This window comes from Pseudomonas sp. PGPPP4 (genome assembly GCF_002256045.1).
GTDB lineage: Bacteria > Pseudomonadota > Gammaproteobacteria > Pseudomonadales > Pseudomonadaceae > Chryseomonas > Chryseomonas oryzihabitans.
In genome coordinates this window covers 18,021-41,163 of sequence record NZ_NKID01000019.1, presented here as the reverse complement: position 1 = coordinate 41,163, position 23,143 = coordinate 18,021, and the positions used below count along the sequence as shown (strand labels likewise).

20 protein-coding genes and 1 pseudogene are annotated in these 23,143 nt (G+C 67.8%); 7 read left to right on the top strand and 14 right to left on the bottom strand.

Annotation, left to right across the window (positions count from 1 at the left end):
• Positions 1 to 191: 191 nt before the first annotated feature.
• The 5 genes from CFE50_RS21810 to pmcY form a co-directional block, all read right to left on the bottom strand.
• Positions 192 to 812 carry a flavin reductase family protein gene (locus tag CFE50_RS21810; RefSeq protein WP_027602999.1) on the bottom strand — a complete coding sequence of 207 codons (621 nt, stop codon included), beginning with the start codon at positions 810 to 812 and terminating at the stop codon, positions 192 to 194.
• A gap of 10 nt (positions 813 to 822) precedes the next feature.
• Positions 823 to 1,293 (bottom strand): metallophosphoesterase family protein, encoded by a 471-nt coding sequence (locus CFE50_RS21805; RefSeq protein WP_286737212.1) that lies wholly within the window; start codon positions 1,291 to 1,293, stop codon positions 823 to 825.
• A 10-nt stretch (positions 1,294 to 1,303) separates the two neighbouring features.
• The gene (locus CFE50_RS21800; protein WP_286737211.1) at positions 1,304 to 2,833 is read right to left on the bottom strand and encodes an FAD-dependent oxidoreductase; all 1,530 of its coding nucleotides are present in this window, start codon (positions 2,831 to 2,833) and stop codon (positions 1,304 to 1,306) included.
• Positions 2,834 to 2,912: 79 nt separating this feature from the next.
• A complete protein-coding gene (locus tag CFE50_RS21795; protein WP_286737210.1) occupies positions 2,913 to 3,827 on the bottom strand; it encodes a cation diffusion facilitator family transporter in 915 nt (304 codons plus the stop codon).
• Positions 3,827 to 4,252 (bottom strand): periplasmic Zn2+ metallochaperone PmcY, encoded by a 426-nt coding sequence (gene pmcY / locus CFE50_RS21790; RefSeq protein WP_027598502.1) that lies wholly within the window; start codon positions 4,250 to 4,252, stop codon positions 3,827 to 3,829. The genes CFE50_RS21795 and pmcY overlap by 1 nt, the downstream gene beginning before the upstream one ends.
• A 102-nt stretch (positions 4,253 to 4,354) precedes the next feature.
• Between pmcY and hrpB the strand changes: the two genes are divergently transcribed.
• Both hrpB and CFE50_RS21780 read left to right on the top strand, forming a co-directional pair.
• Positions 4,355 to 6,859: an ATP-dependent helicase HrpB gene (gene hrpB, locus CFE50_RS21785; protein WP_286737209.1), complete on the top strand. Its 2,505-nt coding sequence runs from the start codon at positions 4,355 to 4,357 to the stop codon at positions 6,857 to 6,859.
• Positions 6,860 to 6,980: 121 nt separating this feature from the next.
• Positions 6,981 to 7,409: a pyridoxamine 5'-phosphate oxidase family protein gene (locus CFE50_RS21780; protein ID WP_286737208.1), complete on the top strand. Its 429-nt coding sequence runs from the start codon at positions 6,981 to 6,983 to the stop codon at positions 7,407 to 7,409.
• A gap of 4 nt (positions 7,410 to 7,413) precedes the next feature.
• Here the strand turns inward: CFE50_RS21780 and CFE50_RS21775 are convergent, their stop codons facing one another.
• The 8 genes from CFE50_RS21775 to CFE50_RS21740 form a co-directional block, all read right to left on the bottom strand.
• Entirely contained in the window at positions 7,414 to 8,622 is a 1,209-nt protein-coding gene (locus CFE50_RS21775) for an amino acid deaminase (protein ID WP_286737207.1), read from the bottom strand.
• Positions 8,619 to 9,392, bottom strand: a complete 774-nt coding sequence (locus CFE50_RS21770; RefSeq protein ID WP_044342118.1) for an IclR family transcriptional regulator — start codon at positions 9,390 to 9,392, stop codon at positions 8,619 to 8,621. The genes CFE50_RS21775 and CFE50_RS21770 overlap by 4 nt, the downstream gene beginning before the upstream one ends.
• 14 nt (positions 9,393 to 9,406) lie before the next feature.
• The gene (locus CFE50_RS21765) at positions 9,407 to 9,793 is read right to left on the bottom strand and encodes a RidA family protein (RefSeq protein WP_241807552.1); all 387 of its coding nucleotides are present in this window, start codon (positions 9,791 to 9,793) and stop codon (positions 9,407 to 9,409) included.
• Positions 9,794 to 9,821: 28 nt separating this feature from the next.
• Positions 9,822 to 10,598: an amino acid ABC transporter ATP-binding protein gene (locus tag CFE50_RS21760; RefSeq protein WP_007161901.1), complete on the bottom strand. Its 777-nt coding sequence runs from the start codon at positions 10,596 to 10,598 to the stop codon at positions 9,822 to 9,824.
• Positions 10,595 to 11,257: an amino acid ABC transporter permease gene (locus tag CFE50_RS21755; protein ID WP_027598509.1), complete on the bottom strand. Its 663-nt coding sequence runs from the start codon at positions 11,255 to 11,257 to the stop codon at positions 10,595 to 10,597. Before CFE50_RS21755 ends, CFE50_RS21760 begins: the two co-directional genes overlap by 4 nt.
• 10 nt (positions 11,258 to 11,267) lie before the next feature.
• Entirely contained in the window at positions 11,268 to 11,930 is a 663-nt protein-coding gene (locus CFE50_RS21750) for an amino acid ABC transporter permease (RefSeq protein ID WP_027598510.1), read from the bottom strand.
• A 48-nt stretch (positions 11,931 to 11,978) separates the two neighbouring features.
• On the bottom strand, positions 11,979 to 12,758 hold the full coding sequence (locus CFE50_RS21745; protein WP_223855486.1) for a transporter substrate-binding protein: 780 nt from the start codon (positions 12,756 to 12,758) through the stop codon (positions 11,979 to 11,981).
• 265 nt (positions 12,759 to 13,023) lie between these two features.
• A complete protein-coding gene (locus CFE50_RS21740) occupies positions 13,024 to 14,487 on the bottom strand; it encodes an N-acyl-D-amino-acid deacylase family protein (protein WP_286737206.1) in 1,464 nt (487 codons plus the stop codon).
• Positions 14,488 to 14,662: 175 nt separating this feature from the next.
• On the opposite strand from CFE50_RS21740, the gene CFE50_RS21735 reads away from it, so the two are divergent.
• From CFE50_RS21735 to CFE50_RS21720, 5 genes and pseudogenes are all read left to right on the top strand, one after another.
• Complete coding sequence (locus CFE50_RS21735; protein ID WP_286737205.1) at positions 14,663 to 16,681, top strand: methyl-accepting chemotaxis protein; 2,019 nt, start codon at positions 14,663 to 14,665, stop codon at positions 16,679 to 16,681.
• Between the two features lie 524 nt (positions 16,682 to 17,205).
• Positions 17,206 to 18,357, top strand: a pseudogene (locus CFE50_RS22975) (HAMP domain-containing protein); the annotation flags it as partial.
• Positions 18,358 to 19,227 (top strand): methyl-accepting chemotaxis protein, encoded by an 870-nt coding sequence (locus CFE50_RS22970; protein WP_502694726.1) that lies wholly within the window; start codon positions 18,358 to 18,360, stop codon positions 19,225 to 19,227.
• 97 nt (positions 19,228 to 19,324) lie between these two features.
• The gene (locus CFE50_RS21725; RefSeq protein WP_241807549.1) at positions 19,325 to 19,756 is read left to right on the top strand and encodes a LexA family protein; all 432 of its coding nucleotides are present in this window, start codon (positions 19,325 to 19,327) and stop codon (positions 19,754 to 19,756) included.
• On the top strand, positions 19,749 to 21,020 hold the full coding sequence (locus CFE50_RS21720) for a Y-family DNA polymerase (RefSeq protein ID WP_286737203.1): 1,272 nt from the start codon (positions 19,749 to 19,751) through the stop codon (positions 21,018 to 21,020). The genes CFE50_RS21725 and CFE50_RS21720 overlap by 8 nt, the downstream gene beginning before the upstream one ends.
• A gap of 15 nt (positions 21,021 to 21,035) precedes the next feature.
• On the opposite strand, the gene CFE50_RS21715 is transcribed toward CFE50_RS21720, so the two are convergent.
• A complete protein-coding gene (locus tag CFE50_RS21715; protein WP_286737202.1) occupies positions 21,036 to 23,141 on the bottom strand; it encodes a TonB-dependent receptor in 2,106 nt (701 codons plus the stop codon).
• Positions 23,142 to 23,143 lie beyond the last annotated feature (2 nt).

Below are 23,143 nucleotides of genomic sequence, written 5' to 3'. Positions count from 1 at the left end.
GGCTCGACCTCGAGGGGTAAGACGGGCATGTTTATGCAGGTTCATCCGGGGCTCCTGGAAGGCTGTGTTGGTCGCGCTTCCAGAATTCCGGGAATGCCCCGGATGAACAACCTACTGAGAGATCACAGCTAGGGATCGCGACAACGACAACGGCGCCCGAGGGCGCCGTTTTGCATTGCAGAGCCGACCGGTCAGTCGGGGCGCCGCATGCGGAACAGCGCGGCTTCGGTGATCTCGAAATAGTCGGCCGGGCCACCGCCGCGGACGATGGGGCGAGCGGCGGCGGTCTGGTAGATGCCGTCCTTGAGTAGGCGCTTGTCGATGTGAGCGGCCACCACCTCGCCCAGTACCAGCCACTGATCCAGTTCGTCTCCGGCGGCGGTCTTGAGGCGGACGATCTGGCTCAGCCGGCACTCGAAGGCCACCTGGGCACGGGCCACACGCGGCACCTTGACCACCGTCGATGCGGCAGGCTCCAGACCAGCCAGGGCGAATTCGTCCACCTCGGGTCCGACCATGGCGCTGCTGGTGTTCATTTCCTCGGCCAGTTCGCGGGTGGCCAGGTTCCAGACGAATTCGCCGGTACGCTCGATGTTGGCCACGCTGTCCTTGTAGCCCTGGCTGGAAAAACCGATCAGCGGCGGCTTGTAGTTGAAGGCATTGAAGAAGCTGTAGGGCGCCAAATTGAGGATGCCGGTTTCGCTTTGGGAGGAGATCCAGCCGATGGGGCGCGGCGCGATGATGGCGTTGAAGGGATCGTGGGGCAGGCCGTGGCCCTGGCTGGGTTCGTAGAAGTGGTAATCGATGCTCATCGGGATTCCTTCAGGGAGTGAGTTCCAGGATCTCGGCCTGGATCTGGCCGGCGTCCAGGGTCAGGCGGCCGACGCTGATCGGCAGCCGAAAGCGCCGTGGGCCAGCGCTGCCGGGGTTTATGTAGAGTACGCCATCGCGCTCTTCGATCAGCGGCTTGTGCGAGTGCCCGCTGACCACCACCCGCACCTGGGCACCGGCGGCCGCCAGGTCGAGCTCGGGCAGGATGTGCAGCATATGGATGTCGATGCCGCCCAGGGTCAGGGTGACGCGTTCGGGGATGTCGTCGGCCCAGGGCACGTCGTCATTGTTGCCCCGGACCACCGCCAGCGGCGCCAGCTCGCGCAGGGCGTCGAGGATCTCGGGTTTGCCGATGTCACCGGCGTGCAGGATGAAGTTGCTGCCGGCGAGGGCCTCCAGGGCCTGGGGCCGAAGCAGGCCATGGGTATCGGCGATCAGGCCGACGCGATAGGGATTGGCCATGGCAGCTCCTTTAGTTGGCCTGGACGATGTCCAGGGCCTCGGCGCGTCCCAGCGGCTGGCGCATACGCTGGGCCAGGATGGCGGTGGCACGCTCGCGCTGGCAGGCCACCACGCCCACCACCCGCTCCTCGGCCAGCAGCAGGGCGACAAAGGTCTGGTCGCCGAGGCTGCCGTCCAGATGCATGTCGTCCCAGTGGCGAGGATGGCCGAGGTATTCGTAACGCTTGCCGTGATGCAGGGTCCAGAAGAAGGGCACGTCCGCGTAGCGTTCGGCGTGGCCCAGCAGATTGCGCGCCGCCAGGCGGCCGTGTTGCTGGGCCAGGCGCCAGTGCTCGATGCGGGTCGGCTGACCGGCAAAGGGAAAGGTCGCCAGGTCGCCGACGGCGTAGAGCCCTGCGGCGGCCTGGAGCTGGGCATCCACCGGGACGCTGCCGTCATCCGCCAGGGGCAGATTGGCCAGGAAAGCGGTAGCCGGGGCGATACCGGTACCCACCAGTACCAGGTCGGCGGGCAGCTGGCTGCCGTCCTTGAGATTGACCTGGCGGACGTGAGCGTCGCCGGTGAAGCCCACCACCTCGTCGGGGGCGTGAAAGGTCACGCCATTGGCCTCGTGCAGGGTCTTGAAGTGCTGGCCGAGGGTCTCGCCCATCTGCTTGACGAAGGGCAGGGAAGCGGGGGAGACCACGTCCACCGCCAGGCCCTGCTTGCGCAGGGCGGAGGCGGCTTCCAGGCCGATGAAGCTGGCGCCGACGATCACCGCGCGGCCCTCGGCGGGCAGATCGGCCAGGATCGCGGCAGCGTCGGCGCGGGTCCGCAGCAGGTGGATGCCCTCGAGCTCGGCACCCGGCACGTTGAGCGGCTTGGGTTCGCCACCGGTGGCGAGTACGCAGCCGTCGTAGCTCAGGGTCTGGCCGTTGGCGAGTTCCAGCTGACGGGCCTGGGGATCCAGGCGGGTCACCTCGGCATGCAGGCGTTCGATGCGCTGCTGGCGGAAGAACTCGGGCTCGCGCAGCGGCGGGGCTTCGTCGGGGGCCTTGTCGCCTTGGAGGACGAATTTGGACAGGGCCGTCCGGTCATAGGGCTCGCCCGGTTCGCGACCGATCAGCAGCAGGCGTCCGCCATAGCCGAATTCGCGCAGGGCGGCGGCTGCGGCGGTACCCGCAGCGCCGGCGCCGACGATGACGAACAGGCGGTCGTCGGGCCGAGGTTCCGCCGCCTGTGCGGGCAGGGGATCGCGGCCGACCAGCACCTCGCCATCGCGCACCTCCACCGGATAGCGCTGCAGGGCGTCCAGCGCCGGCGGTTCGCACAGGCCGCCATCCGCGACGGCAAAGCTCGCCTTGTGCCAGGGACAGACCAGGCGCCCCTGGCAGACCGCGCCGTCGGCCAGGGGCGCGCCGGCGTGGGGACATTTGGCCTGGAAGGCGCGAGCCTCGTCGCCGACGCGCAGCAGCAGGATCTCGGTGTCTTCGATCTTGACCGCGGTGCCACGGTCTTCGCGCAGGTCGGCGAGGCGCGCGACCGGATGCATGGCTTTCATGGTGGACTCCGGCGCCGTCGGGGGCGCTCTCAAATCAGGCTCAGCAGATTCGAGAGAGCGCAGCGGCGCCGGGTTCCGCTCAGGTGGCGGGCGGCAGCGGATGTCGGTGCGGAACGTCGGGTGCGTCCAGCGGATCGGCGTGGACCAAGACCTCGGCCTGGGGATATTCGGCGCGGATGGCGGCTTCCACCTCGTCGCACAGCACATGGGCGCGGGACAGGCTCATCTCGCCCGGCAGTTCCAGGTGCAGCTGCACGAACCAGTGATTGCCGGAGAGGCGGGTGCGCAGGTCATGGGCACCTTCCACGCCCGGCACCTGGCAGGCCAGTTGCAGCATGTGCCCGCTGATGTCGGCGGGCAGTTCCTGGTCCATCAACACGCCAAAGGAGTCGCGGGCGATGCCGTAGGCGCTCCAGAGGATGTAGAGGGCGATGGCCAGACCGAACAGCGGATCCAGCCAGTACCAGCCAAAGCCGGTCAGCCCCAGGGCGACCAGGATGCCGACGTTGAGCAGCAGGTCGGAGCGGTAGTGCAGGGCGTCGGCGCGGACCACCGTGGAGTCGGTGAGGCGGATGACGTGCTGCTGGTAGGCCACCAGCACGGCGGTCAGGGCCAGGGAAAACAGGGTGACGGCGATGCCCAGGGCATGGGCGCCCAGGGGCTCGGGTTGCTGCAGGCGTCCGATCGCCTGCCAGGCGATGAGCACGGCGCTGACGCCGATAAAGACCGCCTGGGCGATGCCGGCGAGGGACTCGGCCTTGCCATGGCCATAGCGATGGTCGTCGTCCGCCGGCTTGAGGGCGTAGTGCACCGCCAGCAGGTTGAACACCGAGGCCAGGCCGTCGAGCAGCGAATCGGTCAGGCCGGCGAGCAGGCTGACCGAGCCGCTGAACCACCAGGCCACGGCCTTGGCCAGGATCAGCGTCGTCGCCACCGCCACCGAGGCGGCGGTGGCGCGACGCAGGAGCCGCTCGGTGCGGTGCGGGTCGCTCATCAGGCGCGCGGGGCGAGCCCCAGGCTGGCGAGCTGCTCGTTGCTGCCGCTGCGCTGCAGCAGGCGCGGATCGTCCAGCGGCAGGCTGTGGCCAGTGGCCTGCTGGATGATGGCCTTGAGGCGCGCGCGATCAACGCTGCCGTCCGGATTGACCGCCTTGTTCAGCTCGCCGGGATCGACCTCGGCGCGCTTGTTGTCGGGCAGGTAGATGGCGCCAGTGGCGAAGTCCACGCCAAAGGCGATCAGACCGGGAATGATGTAGAACAGCAGGCCGATGGCATCGAGGGCGACGATGCCCGGATCGATCCGGCCACTGCCGGTGATCTGGCCGCGACGCTCGGGATAGAACAGCGAGCCGCAAGCGGTCAGCTGGGTGAACAGGGCGGCGGCGAGGACGCCACACACCGCGCGGGTACGCATCGACATAGACAACCTCCGGTTGGATGAGGCCGCCACTATAGCGGCCGGAATCACGGCGGGCGAGACGCTTTATACTGCCCGCCCCGTTGAGACCACCGGCCGTGCCCAATGACGCCCTTGCCCATCGATGTTGTCCTGCCCGAGCTGCGCCAGGCCCTTGCCCACCGCGACGACTGCGTGCTGGAAGCGCCGCCCGGGGCCGGCAAGACCACCCGGGTGCCCCTGGCGCTGTTGCAGGAGCCCTGGCTGGCCGGCCAGCGCATCCTGCTGCTGGAGCCGCGCCGGCTGGCGGCGCGCGCTGCCGCCGAGCGCCTGGCCGCGGAGCTGGGCGAAGGCGTCGGCGAGACCGTGGGCTATCGCATCCGCCTGGAGAGCCGGGTCGGGCCGCGCACCCGTATCGAGGTGGTCACCGAGGGCATCCTCACTCGCCGCCTGCAGGACGATCCGGCGCTGGACGGCGTCGGCCTGGTGATCTTCGACGAATTCCACGAACGCAGCCTGGACGCCGACCTGGCCCTGGCGCTGACCCTGAGCGGTCGCGAACTGCTGCGCGATACCCCGCTCAAGCTGCTGGTGATGTCGGCCACCCTGGAAGGCGAACGCCTCGCCGCGCTGCTCGGCGGCGCGCCGGTGGTGCGCAGCGAAGGACGGATGTTTCCGGTGACGACCCGCTGGAGCCGGCCGCTCGGCCAAGACGAGCGCCTGGAGGCGCGGGTGGCCGCCACGGTGCTCCAGGCGCTGGACGAGGAAGCCGGCAGCCTGCTGGTGTTCCTGCCCGGCCAGGCCGAGATCCGCCGCACCGCCGAGCGCCTGGCCGAGCAGTTGCCGGCTGGGGTGCTGCTCTGTCCGCTGCACGGCGAGCTGGAGCTGGCCGCCCAGCGTGCGGCCATCGAGCCGGCGCCGCCAGGTAGCCGCAAGGTGGTCCTGGCCACCAACATCGCCGAGACCAGTCTGACCATCGAAGGGGTGCGGGTGGTGGTGGACGCGGGCCTGGCGCGAGTGCCGGCCTTCGATCCCGGCAGCGGCATGACCCGCCTGACCACCCGGCGCATCTCCCGCGCCTCGGCGACCCAGCGCCAGGGCCGCGCCGGCCGCCTGGAGCCGGGCGTCTGCTATCGACTCTGGTCGGAGGAAGGGCATCAGCAGTTGCCGGCCTATGACAGCGCCGAGATCCTCCAGGCCGATCTGGCCGGACTGGCGCTGCAACTGGCGCGCTGGGGCATGAACGCCGAGGAGCTGGCCTGGCTCGATCCGCCACCCGCCGCGGCCCTGGCCCAGGCCCGCGATCTGCTGGTGCGTCTGGGCGCCCTGGACGACCAGGGCGTGCTCACCCCTCACGGCCAGGCCATGAGCGGCCTGCCGGCCCATCCACGGCTGGCGCACCTGCTTTTGCGGGGCCAGGCCTGGGGCCTGGCCGAACGCGCCTGCGAGATCGCCGCGCTCTTGGGTGAGCGCGACCTGGCGCCGGGGCAGGGCGCCGATCTGCACACCCGCCTCTTGCTGCTGGGCGGTGAAGGCCGTGGTCCGCGCGGCGGCGTGGCGCGGATTCGGCAGTTGGTCCGCCAGTATCGCGGTCTGTTGCGTGGTCCGGCCGGGCAGCCGGTGGCCGATCCCGAGCACCCGCGCTGGACCGGTGCCCTGCTGGCCTGCGCCTATCCGGATCGCATCGCCCAGCAGCGCAAGGCCGGCGGCCAGGACTATCGCCTGGCCAATGGCCGGGCCGCCAGCTTTGGCGAACCGGATGGACTGATGAAATCGCCCTGGCTGGTGGTGGCCGATCTGGGCAGTCGCCAGGGCCAGCGCGAAGAGCGTATCTACCTGGCCGCGGAACTGGATCCGGCGCTGTTCGAGGGGCCACTGGCCGAGCAGGTGGCAGGCCACGACGAACTGGACTGGGACGAGCGCGAGGGGGTGCTGCGCGCCGAACGCCAGCGGCGGATCGGCCAGCTGGTGCTGAGTCGCGAACCCTTGAAGAATCTGGATGCCGCCGCCCGCAGCCGGGCGCTGCTCGGACTGGTGCGGCGCAAGGGACTGGAGCTGCTGCCCTGGACGCCGGAGTTGCGCCAGTGGCAGGCGCGGGTGGCGCTGCTGCGCCAACTGGATCTGCAGCAGCAGCCGACGAGCGACTGGCCGGACGTGAGCGACGCCGCCCTGCTGGCCAGTCTGGAAGTCTGGCTGCTGCCCTATCTGGATCGCGTCAGCCGCCTGGCCCACTTCGCCACCCTGGACCTGGCCGCCATGCTCCAGGGCCTGCTGCCCTGGCCGCTGCCCCGTCAGCTCGACGAGCTGGCCCCGCGCGGTCTGGCCGTGCCCTCGGGGTCCACGATCCGCCTGGACTACAGCGAACAGCCGCCGGTGCTGGCGGTGCGGCTGCAGGAGCTGTTCGGCCTGGCCGACACCCCGCGCCTCGCCGGAGGGCGGCTGGCGGTCAAGCTGCACCTGCTCTCGCCCGCGCGGCGACCGGTGCAGGTCACCCAGGACCTGGCCAGCTTCTGGGCCAATACCTACGGCGAGGTGAAGAAGGATCTCAAGGGGCGCTATCCCAAGCACTACTGGCCGGACGATCCCCTGATCGCCGAACCCACGGCGCGTGCCAAGCCGCGGGGGACCTGAGGCCGACAGCGCAGGTCGTCTGAAAAGCGCAGCCGGTCCGGCGCTACCGGAACCAAGCGGCCGCCGCCCCCGGTCTGAATGCAGACGGGCACTGCCTGCCCGCCCAACCGGAGCGACCCCCATGGCCGACAAGACCCTGCACGACCTTTCCAAAGCGATGCGCGATCTGGATTTCTGCATGCTGACCACCGGCACCGGGCGCCTGACCAGCCGGCCGATGAGCAACAACGGCGATGTCGAGTACGACGGGGACTCCTGGTTCTATGCCTACGAGGACTCGGCCAAGATCCGGGACATCGAGCAGGATCCGGCGGTGGGACTGAGCTTCAGCGAAGGCAAGAGCCTTCTGGGCAAGCCCGGCATCTTCATCGGCATCGAAGGGCACGCCGAGCTGATCCGCGACAAGGCGCAATTCGAGGCGCACTGGACCAAGAGTCTGGAACTCTGGTTTCCCCAGGGCACCGACACGCCCGGCATGATCCTCATCAAGGTGCATGCCGAGCGCATCCGTTACTGGGACGGCGAGGAAGAGGGCGAACTCCGGCCCTAGCGCCTCAGAAGCAGGTCGCGAAGGTCTCGACCACCTGCAGTCCTTCGTCGACGATGCAGCCCTGGCGCCACTTGTCGAAGGTCAGGCAGGGGTGCGAGGTGCCCAGGGCGATGATGTCGCCGATGGCCAGTGCGGTCCCCGGGGCGACGACCATGAAGGCGTGCTGGTCCATGATGGCGGTGACCGTGCAGCCGCTGACGTCGACGGCCTCGGCGGCGGTCTGGCCGGGCCGGTAACGGCGCAGCGGCAGCGGCAGGCCGGCATCGTGGGCGATGTCGCGCTTGCCCAGGGCAAGGATGGCGAAACCGGCTTCGGGCAGGGATTGCACGTGAGCCCAGACCTCCAGCGCCGGTTGCAGGCCCTCCTTCAGCCCTGTGCGGGCCAGGACGCCACACTGGGCCTCGCGATAGATCCCGTGGTCATGGACCACATAGCTGCCCGGGCGCATGACGGCGAGAAAGTGCTCGCGCACTTCCAACTGGTCGAAGGCGGTGGCGATCAGGTCGTACCAGGCTGAACCCGAGGCGGTGACGATGGGCCGGTCGAGGGCGAAGGCGCCCTGGGCGCGCAATTCTTCCGCCAGCCGCACCAGGGAATCGGCGAAGGCACGGATGTCGGTGGCCGCCTCGGCGCCGTGGATGACCCCTTCGTAGCCTTCGATGCCGGTCAGGCGCAGGGCGGGCTGGGCAGCGATGGCGCGGGCCAGTTCGCGCACCTCGGCTTCGCTGCGGCAACCGCAGCGGCCGCCGGGTACGCCGTATTCGATCATCACCTGCAGCGCCGGCCCGCGGGCGCCAAAGAAGGCGCCCAGGGCGGAGACCTGGTCGGGATGATCCACCAGGCAATGGAAGTCGAAGTCCGGATCGGTGGCGAGCAGCTCGGCGATCAGCGCCATGTTCGGCGCGCCCACCAGCTGGTTGGCCATCAGCACCCGGCGCACGCCCTGGGCCTGGGCGGCGCGGGTCTGCACCGCGGTGGCCAGGGTCATGCCCCAGGCACCGGCGGCCAGCTGGCGCTGGAACAGCGCCGGCGCCATGCTGGTCTTGCCGTGGGGCGCGAGTTCGGCGCCGCGGTCGCGGGCGAAGGCCTGCATCCAGGCGATGTTGTGGTCGAGCGCCGCCTGGTGGATGACCAGGGCGGGCAGGGCGATGTCGCTGAGCAGGTTGGCGCCAGGGGTGGCGGCGCCTTTCTCGGGGGCGATGAGGGGGGTCATGGATTCTCCTGGCCGCCCAGGCGCTGGGACAGGCGGCGGGCGCTGTCGACCAGCACCTGGCGGTACTCGGCATGGTGGGCCTGGGCGTCAGCGCGGGGCGCCACGATGCACAGGGTGGCGATGCTCAGGCCGCTGGCGTCCTGCACCGGGGCGGCGAAGCAGTGGGTGTAGGTGTCGGCGATGCTGTCGAAGGAAAAGAAGCCTTCGGCGCAGGCGCTGCGGATCTCGGCGATAAAGGTCGCCGGGGGCAGGCGGCTGCCGTCGGGCAGGATGAAGTCGTCCGGATCGATCAGGGCGAGGATCTCGGCATCGCTCAGATGACCGAGCAGCAGTCGCCCGGACGCGGTCCAGGGAATGGGTGCGTCCTCGCCGACATTGGACGAGATGCGAAAGGCGCGGGCGCCTTCCTTCATCAGCGAGACGGTGTACTTGCGGCCGTTGAGCTGGCACAGCTGGGCGGTCTCGCGGGTCTGGGCGACGATGTCGTCCAGCAGCAGCCCGGCCTCGCGGGCCAGATCGAAGTGGCGCAGGTGCGCCTGGCCGAGAAAGTACAGCTCGCGGCCCAGGTAGACTTGACCGTCGCGGCCCACGGCATCGAGCATGTGCCGCTCCAGCAACAGGCCGACCAGGTCGTAGACGGTGGACTTGGGAATGCCCAGGCCCGCGGCGATCTCGTTGGGGCGCAGCGGCCGACCCACCCGCTTGAGGTGATCGAGGATGTCGAAGGCGCGGTCCAGGCCGCGGGCTCGTTGGCGGGTAGGTTCGGTCATCTGTGCGGTTTGTCTCAGGCCTTGGGTTTGTAGGCGATGCAGTCGATCTCGACCTTGCAGTCCACCATCATCGAGGACTGCACGCAGGCGCGCGCCGGGGCGTGGCCGGCGAAGTACTCGGCGAACACCTTGTTGAAGCTCCAGAAATCACGCGGATCGTCCAGCCAGACGCCGGCACGCACCACGTGCTCCAGACCGTAGCCGGCTTCGTGCAGGATGGCGATCAGATTCTGCATGGTCTTGTGGGTCTGGGCGACGATGCCGCCGTCGATGATCTCGCCCTTCTCCATGGCCACCTGGCCGGAGACGTGCAGCCAGCCATCGGCTTCCACCGCTCGGGCGAAGGGCAGGGGTTGGCCGCCTGCGCCGCGTTCGCCGGCGCCGTATCGGGTGATGCTCATAAGGATGCTCCTGTAGCGGGGGAAGGATTCAGAAGGAGGTCCGGCCGAGAAATTCGGCGAGACGGGTGGAGCGCGGCCGCTCGAACAGCTCGCGGGGCGGGCCCTGCTCCTCGATGCGGCCCTGGCTCATGAAGACGATGCGATCGGACACCTCGTAGGCGAATCTCATCTCGTGGGTCACCAGCAGCATGGTCATGCCGTCCTGGGCCAGGTCCTTGATCACCGCCAGCACCTCGCCGACCAGCTCGGGGTCCAGCGCCGAGGTGGGTTCGTCGAACAGCATCAAGCTGGGATTCATGGCGATGGCGCGGGCGATGGCCACCCGCTGCTGCTGACCGCCGGAGAGTTGGCCGGGATGATGGTCGCGTCTTTCGATCAGGCCGACCCGGCGCAACCACTGTTCACCCAGGGCGATGGCTTCGTCCTTGCCCATCTTCTTGACCTTGCGCAGGCCGAGGGTGACGTTTTCCAGGGCGGTGAGGTGGGGAAACAGATTGAATTGCTGGAAGGCCATGCCGGTGAGCGAGCGCTGGCGGGCGATCTCGCGCTCCGGCAGGCGCTGGCGGCGACCGCCTTCCTCGCGGTAGCCGATGGCCTCGCCGGCCAGCTGGATGCTACCACCCTGGAAGTCTTCCAGCAGGTTGACGCAGCGCAGCAGGGTGGTCTTGCCCGAGCCGCTGGAGCCGATCAGGGTGACCACGTCACCGCGGTCCAGGGACAGGTCGATGCCCTTGAGCACCTCGGTGGCGCCGAAACTCTTGTGCAGGCCGTTGATGCTCAACAGCGGGGCGTTGGCGTCGGTCATGGCAGGGTCACCCGTTTTTCCAGATAGCGGCCGAGCCGCTCGATGGCGAAGTTGATGAGAAAGAACAGCAGCCCGGCGAACAGATAGAACTGCAGGGTCATGAAGGTGCGGGCGATGACCTGCTGGCTGCTCAGCAGCAACTCGGCCACGCCGATCACCGAGAGCAGGGTGGAGGCCTTGACGATCTCGGTGGAGGCATTGACCCAGGTCGGCAGGATCTGGCGCAGCGCCTGGGGCAGCAGCACCTCCTTGAGACTCTGGGCGAAGGTAAGGCCGATGGCCTTGGCCGCCTCGTGCTGGCCACGGGGAATGGCCTGCAGCGCGCCGCGGACGATCTCCGCCACGTGGGAGCCGCAGAACAGCAGCAGCGCCGCGGTGCCGGCCTGGAAGGGCGTGGGCCGCAGGCCCAGCGCCGGCGCCATGTAGTAGCAGGCCAGCACCAGCACGAACACCGGGGTGCCGCGGATCAGATCGGCATAGACGCGGAACGGCAGGCGCAGCGGCCAGCGGCCATAGGTCAGCGCCAGGCCGCCGAGGGTCCCGAACAGGGTGCCGCCGAGCACCGCCAGCACCGAGCAGGCCAGGGTGGTGGCGAACCCGGCGGCCAGGGTCTGGCGTGCGTTCCACAATTCCAGGAACCAGGAGGGGGCTTCGTACACGATCGGGCTCCTAGCGGGTCAGGCTCAGGCGTCGCTCCAGCTGGCGCAGCAGCAGGGCGATGACGTAGCAGGTGAGGATGTAGAGGGCGCTGGTCACCAGCCAGGTCTCGATGACCCGGTAGCTTTCCAGGTTGATCTTGCGCGCCTGGTAGGTCAGCTCCGGCACGGCGATGGCCGCCGCCAGGGAGGTGTCCTTGAACAGCGAGATGAAGCTGTTGGACAGCGACGGCAGCACGTTGCGCAGCATCACCGGAATGATGACGTAGGCCTTGATCTGCCACTCGCGCAGGCCGATGGCCAGGCCCGCCTCGCGCTGGCCCTTGGGAATGGCCATGAGGCCGCCGCGAAACACCTCGGCCAGGTAGGCCCCGGCATAGAGCGCCAGGGTGATGAGAAAGGAGCTGAGCTTGTCCAGGCGGATGCCGACGCTGGGCAGGGCGAAGTACAGCAGCAGGATCAGCACCAGGATCGGGGTGTTGCGCACCAGGGTGACATAGCCCCCCGCCAGCCAGCGTAGCGCCCGCACCGGCGAGAGCAGGGCGAAGGCGGTGGCCAGGCCGATCAGGCAGCCGATGGCGATGCCCACCAGCGCCAGCTGCAGGCCGAGGGCGAGCCCGGCCAGCAAATGGTCCAGGTTCTGCCACACGGGGGCGAAGTTGAGGGTGTAGTTCATGCTCGACGTCTACCTAGAGGGCGCGGACGGGCCGCGCCGGGGCCAGGATCACTTGAACTCGACGGGGAAACCGATCGCCGGAGAGGGCAGCTCGACGCCGAACCACTTCTTGAAGGACGCCTGATAGGTGGGGAATTCCACACCGGTCATGGCCTCGTGCAGGGCGGTGTTGACGAAGTTCAGCCAGTCCTGGTCGCCGCGCTTGACCGCGCAGGCGTAGGTCTGGGGACTCCAGGCGTAGTCGGGCGAGCGGTAGCGACCGGGATTCTGGGTCATCAGGTACTTGACCGAAGACTGGTCGGTGGCCACGGCGTCGGCGCGGCCGGTGCCCAGGGCCTGGTAGAGCAGGTCGACGCTGTCGTACTGGTCGACTTTGGCGCCGGGCAGCGCCTGGTGCACCAGTTCCTCGGCATAGACGTTCTGCAGCACGGCTACGGTCAGGTCGCCCTTGGCCGCCTTGAGATCGTCGATCTGCTGGTAGCGGCTGTTGGCCGGCAGGAGCAGGGCCACGCCTTCGCGGTAGTAGGGCAGGGTGAAGGCCACCTGCTGGGCGCGGCTGGCGGTCACGGTGATGAACTGGCAGCTGATATCGACCTTGTCGGTGAGCAGGTTGGGGATGCGCGCATCCGAGCCCTGGACGACGAATTCGACCTTTTCCGGATCGTTGAACAGGCCCTTGGCGATGACCTTGGAAATATCGATATCGAAGCCCTGCAACTTGCCGTCGGCGCCCTGGAAGTGCCAGGGCGCATTGGTGCTGCCGGTGCCCACGACCAGATGGCCGCGCTTGAGCACGTCATCCAGCTTGGCCGCCTGGGCGCCGGTCATGGCGACCAGGCCGACCAGCAGCGCCAGCGTTTTCCACCCCTTCGTCTTGCCTGTCATCGCGCGTCTCCTTTTCCGTTATAGCGGAAGCATGTTCGTAACAACGGAATAGATTGCAGCGACTGTGCCAGCTATTCGCATGACGTTGCAAATCAAGGGCTTGGCATGAGGAACAGGCAACGGAAGGTGTTCCCGGTGCGCCAGGGGGCACCGGGAGGTGGCGGAAGGTAACGGAGATGCACCAGCCGGAGGCGTTACCCGGTAGCGCTTAACCGGAGCGTGGGAAGGTCGACCGCAGATCCCCAGCGCGCGGCAGGAAGCGACCATGACGCTCGCCGATGACCTGCCCCGGTGCATAGGCCAGCTGCCCATTCACCCAGACCGCTTCGATGCCTTCGGCAGGGCGTTGCGGCTCGCTGAAGTCGGCCACGTCGCGGATACGGGCGGGGTCGAACAGCACCAGATCGGCCTGGGCGCCGGGCTCGATCAGGCCGCGACCCGCCATGCCGAAGCGGGCGGCGGAGAGGCCGGTCATCTTGTGCACGGCGGTGTGCAAGGGAAAGAGGCCGAGGTCGCGGCTGAAGTGACCGAGCACCCGCGGAAAGGCGCCCCAGAGCCGCGGATGGGGGAAGGGGTCCTCGGGCAGGCCATCGGAGCCGATCATGCTCAGCGGATGGGCGAGGATTAGGCGCACGTCGGCTTCGCTCATGCCGTAGTAGACGGCACCGGCCGGTTGCAGGCGGCGAGCGGTTTCCTGCAGGTCCAGGCCCCAGTCGGCGGCGATGGCGGCCAGGTCGCGGCCGCCGCACTCGGGATGCGGGGTGGACCAGGTGATGGTGATGCGGTGGCGGTCGGTGACCTGCTTGAGATCCAGGGTGGAGGAACTGGCGGCATAGGGATAGCAGTCGCAGCCGACCGGCTGGCCGTGGGCGGCCTGCGCCAGGGCGCCGAGCAACTCCGGCGCGCGGCCCCAGTTGTCCACCCCGGCGCACTTGAAGTGGGACACCACCACCGGCGCCCGGGCCTGGCGGCCGATGTCCAGGGCTTCGTCCAGGGCCTCGTGCACCGCAGCGAATTCGCTGCGCAGGTGGGTCGCATAGAGTCCGCCCACGGCGTCCAGTTCGGCGGCCAGCTCCGCCACCTCCGAGGTCGGCGCCGCCATGGCGGAGGCATAGGCCAGTCCGGTGGAGAGCCCCAGGGCGCCAGCGGCCAGGCTGTCGCGCAATTCGGCGCGCATGGCGGCGATCTCGGCAAGGGTGGCGGCACGCTGGAGATCGTCCAGGTGATTGCTGCGCAGCGCCGTGTGCCCGACCAGGGCGGCGACGTTGACGCCGGGACGGGCCTGCTCCACCGCCGCGCGGTAGGCGGCAAAGGTGGGATAGCCGAAGGCCGCCGCCGGGCCGAGCAGATTCAAGGGATCCGGCGGCTCGCCGCGTAGCCGCACCGGGGCGGCGCTGATGCCGCAGTTGCCCACCACCACGGTGGTGACCCCCTGGCTGAGCTTGGGCAACTGCTCGGGGCGGCGGATGACCATGGTGTCGTCATGGGTGTGGACATCGATGAAGCCGGGGGCCAGGGACAGGCCGCGGCCATCACGGATCTCCCGTGCCGGTTGCCCGGCCAACTGACCGAGTGCCTGGATACGCTCGCCGGCAATGGCCACGTCGAGAACCCTGCCCGGACGGTCGCGACCATCCAGCACAAGGGCATTGAGAATCACTACATCATGCATGCCAGAGCCATCGTACAACCGTTGGGAAGCGCCTTTCGACCGTCGGGTGGCAAAGGGCCATATAAGCGAGCCGGCGAGTCGATAGCGATAGAACTGTTACAAAATACTCTGTCTATTAGGTCACAAATTGGGCGGTACAGCCCGAGTGACCCCACCTGCCGCCCGTGAGCTCGCCATGACTCTGTTGACCCCTGCTATAACACTGATGAATCGCCTGAGATTTCCCGCCAAGTTCGCCTGCCTGGCGGCCATCATCCTGGTGCCCCTGGTCTTCCTCAGCGTCTACCTCTATCAGGATATCCAGGCGCAGCGGGCCGGCCTTGCGCAGGAAATCGACGGTCAGCGCTATCTGACGCAACTGACGCCGATCGCTCGCCTGAGCATGCTGCAGCGCGCCCTGACCAAACGGCTCCAGGATGGCGATGCCTCCGCCCAGCAGGATTGGCAAAACAACCGTGACAACCTGCTCAAGGCCTATGACGAGCTGGGCCGGCTGGATCGCGAACTCGGCACCCAGCTGGAAACCGGCGATCGCCTGAGCCAGTTGCGGCAGGGCGCCGAGCGCCTGCTGCAGGGAACCACGGGCACCGCGCTGGAGGTATTCGAAGCCTGGAACCAGCAACTGATCCAGACGCTGAACTTCTTCTATTACGTCTCGGCCACCTCCGGCCTGGCGCTGGATTCGGATTACACCAGCCTCTTTCTCATCGACATCAGCTCCGTGCGTCTGCCGCGGGAAATCAACCTCATCGGCCAGCTGCGTGGCCTGGCTACCGGTCTGAGCGCCACCAACAGCTTCGATCCGGCCAGTCTCAACGTGGCGCGCGGGGTACTGCGCCAGGAGCGGCAGACCGCCGACGAGCTGGAGCAGGGCCTCAGACTTCTGGCGCGCCAGGCGCCGGAGCTGGCGCAGCGCCTCAAGGGCTCCCTGGCCCAGGCGGCGGACGACTATGCCAACTTCCGTCAGGGCATGCTGTCCGCCATGAACGGTGAGGGCAAGGTCGACGGACGCGCCCTGGGTGCTCAGGGCAATGCCGTGGTCGCGCGCTACTTCAAGGTGCAGGAGGAGGCGCAGGGGGTTCTCTCCCAGATGCTGGCCGAGCGTCTGGCCCATGCGACCACGCTGCGTAATCTGGTCGTGGGCATGATCCTGGGGGCTCTGCTGCTGCTGATCTACACCTTCGCCGGCATCTACCAGGCCCTGCGTCTGGGGATCGCCGAACTGGTCGGGGTGACCGCCGCCGCCGCCCAGGGCGATCTGAGTCGCCGCGCCGCGCTGCGCGGGCGTGACGAGATCGCCGACATCGGGCGCAGCCTGGACGAGATGCTGGAAGCCTTCGGTCGCTCATTGCGCGAGGTCGATCAGGCCTCCAGCGCGGTGGCCGAGGCCTCGGGATCCCTGGCCGGCTCCATCGGCCAGGCCCGTTCGACCATGCAGACGCAACAGGGCGAGACCGATCAGGTGGCCACCGCCATCACCGAGATGACCGCCAGCGTGGCGGACGTCGCCAGCAACACCGAAGGCGCCGTGGCCGCCGCCCAGCAGGCCGACCAGGCCACCCGGGAAGGCACCCGGGTGATGCAGCAGACGCAACAGGCCATCGAGGCCCTGGCCGCCGAGGTGGACCTCAGCGCCACCAAGGTCGCAGCCCTGGAAAGCCACAGCCAGGCCATCGGCGGGGTCATCGCGGTGATCCGTACCATCGCCGAGCAGACCAACCTGCTGGCGCTCAACGCCGCCATCGAGGCCGCTCGGGCCGGTGAGCAGGGCCGCGGCTTCGCCGTGGTGGCCGACGAGGTCCGCACCCTGGCCTCGCGCACCCAGACCTCCACCGAGGAAATCCGCCGCATCATCGAGCAGTTGCAGGCTGCTACCGGCGAGGCCGTCGGGCAGATGCAGGCCAGCCGCGGTCACGCCCTGACTGGCGTCGCGGCGGCCGAGCAGGCCAGCGTCAGCCTGACCAGCATCGGCACCGCCGTGGAGCGCATCGTCGACGTCAACGTGCAGATCGCCAGTGCCGCGGAACAGCAGGCCGCGGTCTCCGAAGACATCAACCGCAATACCACTGGTATCCGCGCCAGCACCCTGCAGGTCCTGACCGGTATCGAATCCGATGCCGGTACCGCCGAACGCCTCGCCGGCCTCTCCCAGGACCTGCGCGGCATCGTCTCGCGCTTCCGACTCAGCGCCTAGTGTAGTGTTTCGGACGTTCGCGCAAGAATTGGCGAGTGATCCTTGGGGCGGCTCGGCGCCCCGAGGGGCCGGGCGCCGCGACGAGTCTTAGCAGGGCTATGGCAGGGCGCGGCAACGCCGTCCACGTCGAAAAAGCGCCGCCAAGTTGTGCCGCTAACTGCTGGAACATCACGCTGGCGTCCTTTCCCCAAGAGCCGTCGCGCTTCGATGAGTCATCCGGTTTCATCGCCCCAAGCAGCGCCGGATAGGCGAGTCGGGGCCTGGGGCCGAGCCAACCCGCTTGCTTCCGTTACCACCGAGATTTTCCTATCGCACGATGGCCATCTGATGGGAACGCGTCTAGGGCAAGGGTTTCGGATTTACCTTTTATCTTCTGTTTTCTGCCGACTGTCCCAAGAGGTGCGGGCTAGAGGGGTTGCTTGCTGATAGTTAGCAAGCGAAACGGTTATCGCTGTCCTGGGCAGTCCGGCACTGTTTCGGGCGACAGCTAGGTTTTTATCCCATCCCCCTGCAAGAGTTTCCCCATGACCATTTTCTCGCCCGTGATCAGCCTGATGAATCGTTTGAGGTTCCCCGCCAAGTTCAGCTGCCTGGCAGTGATCATCCTCGTGCCTCTGGTTTTTCTCAGCGTTTCCAAACTGCAGGACACCCTGGCCGATCGCGACAGCATCAGTCTCGAGCTGGAAGGCCAGCGCTATCTGGTCCAGCTCTTTCCGCTACTCCGTTTGAGCATGCTGCAGCGCGCCCTCTCGGTGCATCGACAGACCACCGACAGCGGTACCCTGCAGCCTTGGCAGGACAACCGCGAGGCCCTGCTCAAGGCCTTCGACGAGCTGCAACGTCTCGATCAAGAGGTCGGCGGCGGACTCGACACCCACGAGCGCCTCGCCAGCTTGCGCCGCGGGCTGGAGCGCCTGCTGCAACCGGCCGTCTCCCTGACTCCCTACGAGGCCTTCGATGCCTGGAACGAGCAGCTCACCGCGACGCTGAACTTCGTTTATTACGTGTCGGCCACCTCCCAGATGGTGCTCGATCCAGACTTCAGCTCGCTGTTCCTGATCGATTTCACCACCTTGAAACTGCCTCGGGAAATCAACCTCATCGGTCAGTTGGCTAGCCTGGCCTACAGTCTGGACAACCACCAACCGCTGGGCATGAACGGCCGGATCAGGATCAACAACACGATCAGTCAGGAGGTTCTGCTTTCTGACCAGTTGCAACTGGGGCTGACCCTGCTCGCACGTCAGGCGCCGGCCTTGGCCCAGCAGATCCATGGCGAGATGAGTCAGGCGGATAGCGACTATCTTAATTTCCGCAAGAGCATGATGGCCGCCATGCAAGACAAGGAGGCCGTGGATAGTCGGGCACTGAGCAGCCAGGGACGTGCCCTGGTGTCGCAGTACTTCAAGCTATTAGAGAACACCCAGGGCGTCCTGATGCAGATACTCCAGGAGCGTCTGGCCAAGGCCACTTTCATGCGCAATCTGGTGATAGGACTGGTAGCGGGCATGATTCTGCTCTTGTCCTATGCCTTCCTGGGTATCTACTTCGCCCTGTGCCAGGGGATCGATGAATTGGTCCGCGTGACCCGCGCGGCGGCTGAAGGCGATCTCAGTCGCCGGGTGCAGGGCGTGGGGCGAGATGAAATCGCCGACATCGCCCGTAGTCTCGATCTCATGCTCGAGGCGTTCAGTCACTCGTTGCGAGAGGTCAATGTGACCTCCAATGCGGTAGCCGAAGCCTCTAATGCCCTGGCGTCTTCCATTGGCCAGGCGCGGTTTACCTTGCAGGCCCAGCAGGCCGAGACCGATCAGGTGGCCACCGCCATCACTGAAATGACCGCCAGCGTGGCGGATGTCGCCCGCAATACCGAAGGGGCGGTGGCAGCGGCCCAGGACGCCAACCAGGCCACTCTTGGTGGCGCCGAGGTGATGCAGCAGACGCAGTCGACCATTGAGGCGCTGGCCGCGGACGTCGATCTCAGCGCCACCAAGTTGGCGACGCTGGAGAACCACAGCCAGGCCATCGGCGGGGTCATCGCGGTCATTCGCACCATCGCCGAGCAGACCAACCTGCTGGCCCTCAACGCGGCCATCGAGGCGGCACGGGCCGGCGAGCAGGGGCGTGGCTTCGCCGTGGTGGCCGACGAAGTGCGTACCCTGGCCTCGCGCACCCAGACTTCCACCGAGGAGATCCGGCGCATCATCGAGCAACTGCAGGCAGCGACCGCCGATGCGGTGCAGCAGATGCAGGCCAGTCGTGCCCGAGCGCTCGGTGGTGTGGGTGCTGCCGTCGAGGCGAGTTCGAGCCTGGCCAGCATCGGTGCCGCGGTGGAGCGGATCGTCGATATCAACGTACAGATTGCCAGTGCCGCCGAGCAGCAAGCCTCGGTATCCGAGGATATCAACCGGAACACGACGGAGATCCGTACCAGCACCGTGCAGGTTCTGGGTGGGGTGGAGTCCGATGCGGCCAGGGCCGAGCGGCTGGCTGGGCTGTCTCAGGAGTTGCGGAGCGTGGTCTCGCGTTTTCGTCTCAGCGCCTGATCGCGCCACTCATCGGCCGGTCCCGAGCAGCGCTTTACAGGCTTGGCTCCTGTGTATGACTGTATATATAGACAGTCATTTGCAGGAGCGCCTTGTCATGTCCGTTACCGTCCTGGGTTGCCTGGAGTCGTCCGACATCCGGCTGCCGCTCTATGATTTTCGCCTGCCGTGCGGCTTTCCGTCGCCGGCCCAGGATCATCTGGAGCGCCAGGTCTCGCTGGACGAGCTGGTCGACCTGCGCGCACCCCACACCTATGTCATCCAGGTCAGTGGCGACAGCATGACCGGCGCCGGCATCTTTGCCGGCGACCTGGTGATCGTCGATCGCGCCCGGCCGGCACGGGTCGGCGACATCGTGGTGGCGGTGCGCGATCGCGAACCCACCCTCAAGCGCCTCGGTCGGCGCGGCGCCAATTTCGTCCTGCTGGCGGAAAATCCCGCCTATGCGCCGCTGGTCATCGGCGAGCGCGACGATTTCGAGGTCTGGGGCGTGGCCACCCACAGCCTGAGGCGCTTCGGCCATGGCTGAATCGGTGCTGGCGCTGATCGACTGCAACGCCTTCTATTGCAGTTGCGAGCGGGTCTTCCGCCCTGATCTCGCCGGGCGCCCGGTGGTGGTGCTGTCCAACAACGACGGCTGCGTGATCGCCCGTTCGCCCGAGGCCAAGCGCCAGGGCATCGCCATGGCGGCGCCCTGGTTCCAGGTGCGTGAACTGGCCCAGCGCGGCGACATCGAGGTCTTCAGTTCCAACTACGCCCTCTACGGCGATCTCAGCGATCGGGTGATGCGCACCCTGGCGACCCTGGTGCCGCGCCTGGAGCGCTATAGCATCGACGAGGTGTTCGCCGATCTGGCCGGCCTGCCCGAACCCCTGGACGCCCTCGGCCACCGCCTGCAGGCCCGGGTGCAGAAGTGGACGGGCATTCCGGTCAGCGTCGGCATCGCCGGCACCAAGACCCTGGCCAAGCTGGCCAACGCTGCCGCCAAGCGCTGGCCGGCGCGCACCGGCGGGGTGCTGGATCTGCGCGATCCGGCGGTGCATGACTGGGTGCTGAAGCATTCGCCCATCGAAGACGTCTGGGGCGTCGGCCGACGCCTGGCCGCGCGGCTGCGCGGGGAGGGGGTCACCACGGCCTGGGAATTGGCCGGGCAGGATGCCTGGTCGCTGCGCCAGCGCTACAGCGTGGTGCTGGAAAAGACCGCGCGGGAATTGCGCGGCCTGGCCTGCCTGAGCCTGGAGGAACTGGAAGCGCCGCGGCAGACCATCTGCAGCAGTCGCATGTTCGGTCGCCGCCAGTACCAGTTCGGCGCCCTGGCCGAGGCGGTGGCCAGCTACACCGCGCGCGCCGCGGAAAAGCTGCGCGCCCAGGGCTCGCTCTGTCGCACCCTGAGGGTCAGCATTCAGACCGGCATGCACGGCGCCGACGAAGGCCGCTACGCCAATGCCGCCCTGCTCAACCTGCCGGTGCCCAGCGACGACACCCGGGTGCTCAACGACCACGCCCAGGCGGGCCTGCGCGAGATCTTTCGCGACGGCTTCGGCTACGCCAAGGCCGAGGTACTGCTGCTCGACCTCTGCGGCCGAGGCGAGGCGGCGGCGGATCTCTTCGCCGCCGCCCCGGATCCGGCCGCGGCCCGGCTGATGGCGACCCTGGACGCCATCAACGGCCGGTTCGGTCGCGAGACCCTGAGGCCGGCGCGGATCCCGCGCGATCCCGCCTGGCAGATGCGCCGTGACCTGCTCAGCCCGCGCTATACCACCCGCGTCGCTGAACTCTGGACAGTGGGTTGAGCGTCGGAACCGCCATCACCAGTCGAGGGCATAGGCCAGGCTAAAGGTGCGGCCCTGGCCTTCGGGGTAGGGCGCCCGACCGCTGGCCTGGGCCAGCAGGGTCTGATAGCTGCGGTTGGTCAGGTTGTAGATGCCGCCTTCCAGGCGCCCCTTGGGCAATTCGATGGTGCCCAGCAGATCCACCAGGGTATAGCCGTCGATGCTGCGGCCGTTGCCATCGCGATCGGCGGCGTCGTAGTCGGCCAGGCGCATGCCTTGCAGGCGCAGGTTGTAGGCCTGCTGGGTGTAGCCGAGGAACAGCGTGGTCTTGGCCGGCGAGATGCGGGTGGCCGGCAGGTCGATCCACTGGCCGTTCTGCCGGGTCTCGCCCTTGGACCAGGCGTAGGTGCCGCCCAGCGACCAGCTGTCGTCGAGTTTCCAGGTCAGGCTGCTCTCCACGCCGCGCACCCGCTCGCGCTGGTCGATCAGGCGCAGGACCCGGTCGGTGGCGTCATAGAACTGGGTGACGTCCGAGGTGTTCTGGTAGAGCGTGACCTGGGCCTGCACTGGCCGCCAGTTGCCGCGCCAGCCGAGTTCGTAGCTGTCGACCTTGATCGCCTGGGCATTGAGGTTCTGGATGTCGTAGGTGCTGCCGACGTCGCGCAGGAAGCGCTGGATGTCCGGCAACGAGAAGCCCTGGCTGAAATTGGCGAACAGGTCCTGCTGCGCCGAGAGATGGTAGACGGCGCCCAGGTTGTAGAGGGTGGCGTCGTACTTCAGGGTGCCGCCCTGGAGGGTGCCGCCGCGGCCGGTGCGGACCACGTCGCCAAAGGCGATGCTGTCTTCCACCTCGCTGTCGATCCATTCACGCCGGACGCCGCCGCGGATGGTCCAGTCGCCGATGTCCCAGGCGGTCTGGGCGAACAGCGCCTTGGTCGCGGTGGCCAGTTCCGGACCGAGATCGTAGGTCACACCGGTCTTGCGATAGTCCAGGCCGTTGACCGCGTACTGATCGCCGGTCTGCTCGGCGCGTTCGTGGCTGTAGTCCACGCCCCAGACCAGGTTGCCCATGGCTTCGCCGATCTGCGGCAGCGGGGTATCGACCGCGGTGCGCAGGCCGTAGACGGTCTGGCGACTGTCGGTGGCCGAGTAGCCCGCCCGGCCGCGGGAGATGTCGGGAAAGAACAGCGCATCGGACTTGCGCCAGTAGCTCTCGACGTTCAGCGTCTGGCCGAAAAAGGCCGCGTCGCTGTAGTTGAGGTTGATGGCCTGGTTGGTGGTCTCCGGCTGGTCGTCCAGCTGCAGGCCCTTGACCGCCACCGCCTGACGGCTGTTGCGTGGATCCTTGGTGTAGTCGGTGTCCTGCCGATCGCGGTAATCCTGCAGGCCCAGGGTCAGCTTGCGGTCTTCGTCCAGGGCGTAACCGAAGCGTCCCTGCAGATCACGGGTGTCGGTGTCCATGTTGCTGCCCTGGGAGGTGTCCTGGGGAATGCGCTGGCCGTGGGCGTCGAACTGGTCGTTGCGTTGGGTATAGGCGCCCGAGAGGTACCAGTCGAAGGGCCCCTGGCGGCCGGTGGCGCTCTGGAAGCCTTCATAGGCGAAACCCTTGCGTTCGAAATCCTTGCCCGCGGTCAGGCCGAGCTTGCTGCTGAAGGCCAGGTCCTGGCCCTGGTTGCGCTTGGTGATGATGTTGATGATGCCGCCGGACGCGCCCGCGCCATAGATGCTGCTGGCGCCGGAGATCACCTCGATGCGCTCGATGCTTTCCGGCGCGATGCTGTTGAGCTGGCGGAAGTTGTCCCGGGTGGCGTTCTGCGAGACCCCATCGATCAGCACCAGGGTGTTGCGCCCGCGCAAGGTCTGGCCGTAGTTGCTCATGCCCCCGCTGGACGGCGCCATGCCGGGCACCAGCTCGCCCAGGATATCGGCGATGCGCCGGCCGGCACCCGTCTGTTCGCGCACTTGAGCGGCATCGATCACCTGAACCGAACCGGGGATGGAGGCGATGGTGCTTTCCGCGCGGGTGGCCGAGATCACCGTGGGTTGCAGATCGGCGACCTGGTCGGTGGCGGCGTCCGTGGCCCAGGCGGCTGGGCCGAACAGGGCGGTGGCGATGAGTGCAGCGAGTCGAGTGGGATGCATGA